Annotated in this window: 4 protein-coding genes and 2 pseudogenes; 2 read left to right on the forward strand and 4 right to left on the reverse strand. The window is 42.0% G+C overall.

Translation table 11 applies throughout. The annotated features are described in order from the left end of the window. A pseudogene (locus tag NHN17_RS25120) lies at positions 1 to 126 on the reverse strand (IS5/IS1182 family transposase); the annotation flags it as partial. 1,472 nt (positions 127 to 1,598) lie between these two features. On the opposite strand from NHN17_RS25120, the gene NHN17_RS25125 reads away from it, so the two are divergent. Then, on the forward strand, positions 1,599 to 2,429 hold the full coding sequence (locus tag NHN17_RS25125; RefSeq protein WP_255045408.1) for a hypothetical protein: 831 nt from the start codon (positions 1,599 to 1,601) through the stop codon (positions 2,427 to 2,429). Positions 2,430 to 2,468: 39 nt separating this feature from the next. Here NHN17_RS25125 and traT read toward each other — a convergent pair whose 3' ends face one another. Beyond that, a complete protein-coding gene (gene traT / locus NHN17_RS25130) occupies positions 2,469 to 3,236 on the reverse strand; it encodes a complement resistance protein TraT (RefSeq protein WP_255045409.1) in 768 nt (255 codons plus the stop codon). An 813-nt stretch (positions 3,237 to 4,049) separates the two neighbouring features. Here traT and NHN17_RS26140 point away from each other — a divergent pair. After that, positions 4,050 to 4,292 (forward strand): annotated as a pseudogene (locus NHN17_RS26140) (transposase); the annotation flags it as partial. A 333-nt stretch (positions 4,293 to 4,625) separates the two neighbouring features. On the opposite strand, the gene NHN17_RS25140 reads toward NHN17_RS26140, so the two are convergent. Beyond that, a complete protein-coding gene (locus NHN17_RS25140) occupies positions 4,626 to 6,224 on the reverse strand; it encodes an N-acyl-D-amino-acid deacylase family protein (protein WP_255045410.1) in 1,599 nt (532 codons plus the stop codon). 16 nt (positions 6,225 to 6,240) lie between these two features. Further along, on the reverse strand, positions 6,241 to 6,769 hold a 529-nt coding region (locus NHN17_RS25145), incomplete at its 5' end, for a TRAP transporter large permease subunit (protein WP_255045411.1).

Below are 6,769 nucleotides of genomic sequence, written 5' to 3' on the forward strand. Positions count from 1 at the left end.
GTGGTGCTCTTTGCAAAGCCAGGTATCGATAGCCGCTTCGTCCATCCAGAACGTCAATGAGCCCCGGTTGACCAGTGGTTGATTGTACTGCTTCCAGTTAGTGATCTTGCGTTTTGACTTACCCATCGGTCTGTTCCCTTCACTGTGTCGAGGGATCAGATCATCGCGCTATCAAAAGGTTCCCAGGATTTGTTCAACGACGCCTCCCAAAACGGATGCTCTCGCAACATTTTCACTTTAGCTAAAAGGTTCTCTTCATATGCAGGACTACAAGGTAATTTCTTCTATGGGTGAAGGCCATGACTAAAGCAAGCACAATGGCGACTGTACTTTATTTTATACAAACATGACTAAAAGCACAGAAACCAGGAAGAGGCATCACAACCTCAAATACAAAAAACTCACCACAAACAGTTTTTTTGGGAGGGATATCACACAAACAATCAACTAAGTATCTTATATTCATCACCTGAATACACCAATAAAGGAAAATTGTTAGATGTGCTGTAATCAACCTTTTGCTCAACGCATAAAAAGAAATCTGCTTGAGAAAATGTTTTATCATGCGATTTATAAATGCAACAACTGCGGCAAAAGGACAAAAATACGCTTACAATAGATCACTTTTTGCCTTTTGATGAAAATATCCACGTTATTGTTAATTAACGTTACCTCTTTTTCAATTGAACTAACGATCCCAAAAGTGCTTTTTAAAACTTTACAAAAATAGATCACATCAGAGAAATTGATTTCGTTAGCGAAGTCGGAAAGGCTCATAAAACGCATATTGTAAACGCCAGTAGACATGGGCCTTCTTTATGGTTGCCTAGTACTCATCATGACTCACCACCAATTCCGCTTGAAACTTTGCTGATGTATGTCGATACCTCTCATCTCTCTTTTACCGACGATAGCGGGCAATATTGCAAGCTCACGAGTATTCACTCACAGCCAATCGATATCTGGACACGGAAGCTAATGACAATAAAATTTGGAATGGATATTCAGCATGAGCCGGAATACGTAATCATCAACGAATGAAAGAAGCGAGACATAACAAACCATCGCTCCCTTCAAGCAATAGCCCATGTCATTCAGCGCCATATGCTGATAAGACTAAGGATGGTTGTTAGTTTGGATTGAAATACGGTTAATCGCGGATTTGCGGGAGCGGATACGAAAAACGGTCGGGATTACGTTATTGTGTAATCGCCAAACAACACTATCACAACCAACCGTTTTTACATGCTAAACACTACATTACCTTTCCCTCTTTGAGAAAGGTTTATTCCAACTAGAATTGAGCAACACACAGACTTCCTTACAGTTCATTTATCTCCGACTCACCATCCAATATGCCATTGTGGTTCAGCGTCTGTTGAAGTGCATGATACTTCGAGAAAAACCGTCTCAGATAGAAATATCATGAAGTATGCAGTTAACCTGAGGGTTCTAGTTCGGCGGTTGCACTGCCCTCGATGCGGCATTCTCACTGAAAAAATCATTTAAAAAATATCAATACTGAGACGCTCTATTTCATCTTCTGGAACTGAAATTGCCCCTATCTGTTTAAGATCACAGATTCAGGAGCAAGGGTTATGTTAATTCAACAGCTTATCGCAGTACTTTTTCTCATGGCTGTATCTTCTGGTTGCACAAATTTGCAAAAAACGTCTAAAAATGCGATGCAAATTGAATCAATGACCAATGATTACCTGACGAGAGCAAATCCCGAACACTCTGCATTTGGTGAAATAGAAAGTATTAGAGCTGAAGTTATGAAAATTGGCATAAGTTATTTCGAACCCACATTCCTACCTAACCATAATTATATTTTCGTGTCACAATCTGCGTTCACAAGAGGTGAAATTGACAATATAAACATCAACAAAGTTATTGACTCTTTGACAAAGGAATACACTTTATCTTTCGCGAATAAAACGATAGCCTTTGCCCAAAAAGAGCTCAAAGAAAATCCCACCCGTGGTACTCGTTTTTATGATTTATCCCAATTCAACCCAAAAAAAGATAATCTGGCAGTCATTGTTTATGATGAATTCACATTAAGACGCCACATCTGGCCTAATGAGCAAGAACATAATGATGCCGTGGCTTTTTCCTTACTCCATGAAATTGGGCACAGTTTAGCCGGTATTGATGGCTCACCGATTTATGACTATATGAAAACCAATATCACGACTGATAAACGTAAACTCAATTTTTATAAAGAAGGTTATGCTGACTGGTTTGCCACCGATATTCTCTTCAATGAACTACCTGAGTGGCGGTTCAACAATATTATCAGCAATCTCATTACATTCAGAAAAAACACTTTCACGCATCACTCTCATAATACTGCGACAATTTTAGCAAGTTATCTTGCTAATAGTTCACAAAAAAATGGGATAGCCAATATGCTATCCCAATGACGTCAAATTTACGGGAAAAATTTAATTAATAAAAGAGTATTACAGAAGCATTTCAGTCAATGTCATCGCTGTCCTTTCCTGTACAACAGGGATAGCATCATTAATATCAAGGTTCATTTGATTTGCAGTGGTAACGATACGTGTTTCGTGCACAATCCAATTAAAATTCTCACCACGCTCTACAGTGCTCACACGCTTTGATGCTACAGCACTGGTGTTCGTTGCGTGGCCAGACGCCTGCATTGAACCTGAGCGGCTAACGGTCTTGTCACCTTCAAGCGGCCTTTCACGTACTTGAACATCAAGTACAAAAGTATAATAGGTATCTGAAATCATAGTATCCGCAAGGAAACCAACAGCAGCAACAGCTAAACCTGCACCGGCAGTCGTGCGGCCATCGGCGCCCAATACTGCAGCAGTTGACGCACCGACTAACGCTCCCTCAAACCCAGAGGTTAAATAGCCATATGCTTCTTCTTTTGAAGTATTCTTCGCTTGGATAACCGAAGCATTGAGCATCATATTTGCTTTATCAGGGTCATCAGTTACGTAAAACCCTTCGGTCCCCAAGTGTTTTTTAAGCATTTGCATAGTATCACGTCGCATATTGTTCCCCGTAAGGTCGCGGACACTGATATATACAATTCGCTTTGAAGGCGCGACTGGTTCTAGAACAACAGGACCAGTGACCTGAGACTCAACAACCAAATCCTGCTTGGTCATTGCCGTTTTCATCGCACCACAGCCAACTAATAGTGCAACCATTGTGGCAACGATAAGTCCCTTCATCATATTCACAGTATTCATTATTTTTTCCTTCTTATCTGAGTATTCCCGTATTCAGCTTTTATTAAGCATTGTTGTATTTATGTGTGAATTTATGCATAAGAGTGATTATGGTGCAATATTTAGGTTGTTATTCAAACGGTTACATTGTAATTTGTGACACTTTTGCCATTATGTGATAGCCGATGGCAATATAAGCAAACATCAACTATTCCAATTTATACATAAGTAAAATTCAACTAACACGAAAACCTCTCTAAGATCATGAAAAAAAACAAATAAAACAAAAAATGGCAACTTTATAATTTGATATATTTCAGAACAAAAATTGCCAATAGTAATGGATAGCATGACTTGGGTATAGAAAGGCTCAGAGACCCATTAATTACGCACTCCTAATGCCTTCGGTGCGTATCCATGCTGCGTTTCTTCTTGTGGTAAATACGTAGATCTCGATGCTACCCGTTAGTTACGAAAAATAAGCACCACCCTTTCAAGAACTGAGTAGTCACAAACACACAAGAAATGGCTCAATGTTTTCTTAGCGGAACGGATTAGCTCTTCAACCACAATGAAATAATAGACAGCCAAAAAGCACCGCTAGAAGAAACACATCATGTGCAAGCAGAAAAATTGTTCTGGCTTAAAATATCTGGACAAGAAAGCTAATGACAATAGGCGTTACAAGCTACGCTCAAACGATCAAGTGCTGATAGGCAGCTTCAGTGACAACTATATGGTCTGACTATAGTGAACACCGCCTCGACCCAGAACCTACTAGTAACTCCCCCACCATACCTTGGCTCAGCCAGTTGCTGGCGAAGATACCCAGAAAAACATAAAAAAACCAAAGTACATACAGTTTTGGCTAGAGCAATGTTGTCAAAACGGTGCATTAACGAAACCATCAATGACCCACTGAAAAGCATTTATCAGATAGAGTATTCTCGCCACAGGCGTCTACACGGCTTCATGCTGAACTGACATAGCGGATTAATCGCCGACTGTCTGAACCCAGAAAAACCATCGCTCAACATCACAAGTACTGAAAAATCGGGATTAATGGCGATGGCTTAAACCGATCTGAGGTTAATTAGTACTGGCTCTCTGGAAAACTCATTTCGTTAGTTTATTTAGAAGTATTGAAAAAACCGGCACGGAAGCCCAAAGTAAACCTTTCCTCTGTGCATATATCGGCCCCCGAACAGAGCACAACGCCGGAGTGTTGTTCGAATACCAACCGGGCCGGGGGCATGTTTATTCCAAAGCCTTCTGTGAGTTCTTGCCGGCCGCCAACTCAAGGACGCCCACGATCTGAGTCCGAAAAAAACGCGGCAGGCCAAGCAGGAACTGATCTATATCCAGAGATTGTATCTATCGAGAAGAAAACCCAACCCTTATTGCCAACATTCAAGATCTTGATGATTCCCTTCTCAAAACACGACCATTGTTAGTATTTGTACGCTCCCCGTCTTTTAAGGAGAAGCGGCCATTCACAATCACGTGTGCGATCCCTGACGAATATTTCCTCGGATTGCTAATAGAGCAATTGCTTCTGATATCACTGGGGTCGAAAATCGCAATGTCGGCATACTGGCCAACCGCGATCCGTCCCCTGTCTTTTAAACGTAATTGTTCAGCCGGCAATAAGGTCAACTTGTTGATGGCTTGGGATAACGTTAAGACCTTTCGATTATGCACATAAACCTGTAAAAACCTTGCCGCCCAACCGTAACCACTTAAAGAGCCAATATGATCCTTTAGCTTCCCATAAGGCGCTAAAGCTAAGGTATCAGAAATAACGCCACATTCTTGCTGTTGTAAACATAACTCAATATCGTCGTCACAAAAGCTCTGCGATGTCCATTGCAGCGCATCGATATCTTTTTCTTCGAGTAAGAGATCAAGAACACAATCATAGGGGGAAGACTGACGAATCTCGCTGATCTGAGCAAAGTTATAACCGATTAAGTCCACATTCTCTACAGAATAAAGTAAAACAATCTTCTCCCATTGCTCAGCGACGACAAGCTTCCACATCGGGGTTGGATTTTGCTTTATTAACGCTCTTTGCGTGGGGTTCCTAAGGCGCTCACGAAGGCGCTCACTTCCGCCTTCCAGTGCCCATGAAGGCAATATTTGCATCACGCCAGTATGTGACCAATCATGAGGAATAATATCAAAACCGACCTCAACACCGTGCTCTTTTGCTACAGCAATCATATCTAATGTATGTCGCATTGCATGTTTAGGGGCACCAAACTTCGGTTGGATATGAGAAATTTGCAACCTCGCCCCAGAAACCCGCGCTGTTGATATCGCCTCGATAAAACCAAGATCATAGTGCAGATCACGGTTTCTGACGTGGGTGGCATACAATCCATTATACCGAGCCACGACTTCACATAATGGCACTAAATGCTCTGGAGATGTCATTCGGCCCGGATAGTACTCCAAGCCTGATGACATGCCGATTGCTCCCTGCTCGAAGCACTCCTCAAGCGTTTGTGCCATCTCTGCGAGTTGGGCATCTGATGGTAAAGCATTGCCGTTATCACCCATTACCAGTTTATACACAGTGCCATGGCCGACAAAGGCGGCGACATTAACTCCAAGTTCAGAGCTCTCGAGCTTACTTAGGTAATCACCAAAACTACGCCAACTGATATCAACACTGTCATTGATATATCCGATAGACATCGCTTTTGCATCTTCCACGCATGAAACTGGCGCGGAGCTAAAGCCACACTGCCCAATGACCTCTGTTGTCACTCCCTGATGAACTTGGCTTTCAGCATTACCGTTAACTAAAAGGGTAAAATCAGAATGCGTATGCATATCTATAAAGCCAGGAGAAACTGCCAGCCCCGTCACATCAATGACGTCTATCGCTTCAGTGAACCCACCGATCCCCACGATCCTACCTTCATAAATCGCTACATCGGCAATGAAAGGAGTCGATCCCGTACCATCATATACGGTGCCATTTTTTAAGATAATATCAAACATAAATAATACTCAACGTTTAGCTATAGAAAAATTCAGGTAGGATCAGAGCCATTTGAGGGATAGCAATGAGTAGAATCAAACAAATGACGTACGCCCCTATAAATGGAATGGCGCCGAGAGAGACATCTTCTATCTTAATATTGGCAACCCTTGCTGCAATATTTAAATTTGCGCCAAGGGGAGGTGTGAGAAAGCCGATTTCACAGGTGATAACAGTAAAAATACCAAAGACGATCGGATTAACGCCTAAGCTGATTACGAGCGGTAAGAAAACACCTGTAAAGAGAACGATTTGAGCCAAAGACTCCATGAAGGTGCCGATAATAATGTAAAAGACCCCGATCAATAGCATGATCACAAGCGGATCGTCACTAATTGCAGTTAACCCCGTTCTGACTAAGTTAGGAATATCATAGAACGCGGTCAGTTGGCCAAATCCCATGGTTGGCGCAATCAACAATAATAAACGGCGTTGTTGAACAAATCCTGGGAACCTTTTGGTAGCGCGATGATCTGATCCCTCGACACAGTGAAGGGAGCAGACC

The organism is Photobacterium pectinilyticum (genome assembly GCF_024357955.1).
GTDB lineage: Bacteria > Pseudomonadota > Gammaproteobacteria > Enterobacterales > Vibrionaceae > Photobacterium > Photobacterium pectinilyticum.